Below are 356 nucleotides of genomic sequence, written 5' to 3' on the forward strand. Positions count from 1 at the left end.
ATCTTCATCTATATTACCAATAGCTGGCTCGCTTGGGTTAGATGGATTATTAGGATTAACTATCTCAGCAACTACTGGGTTATTACCAGGTTTAACTGGAACATCAGGGATGCTTACCTTACCACCATTATCAAGATCTTCTTTAGTGATCTCTTTCTCACCTACTTTATTTCCATTCTCATCTTTAATGATTACTTTATCACCTGGTTTTACACTGCCATCTGTTGGAACTGTAACATCTACAGTTGTCTTACCATGGTCATTGTCACCATTGGTGTTTTCATCATCAGAAATTTTGCCATCATGGTTTTTATCTTCTGGGAATTCTATCTTAGATGGTTTGTTTGGAATTCTTG

The 356-nt window shown here is 36.5% G+C and carries 1 protein-coding gene; it reads right to left on the reverse strand.

From position 1 onward, the window contains the following. The coding region (locus B9N65_RS11115; RefSeq protein WP_180385157.1) for a hypothetical protein at nucleotides 1–356 on the reverse strand (356 nt) is incomplete at both ends.

The sequence above is a fragment of the Campylobacter concisus genome, from assembly GCF_002165815.1.
In the GTDB taxonomy this organism is placed as follows: domain Bacteria; phylum Campylobacterota; class Campylobacteria; order Campylobacterales; family Campylobacteraceae; genus Campylobacter_A; species Campylobacter_A concisus_BH.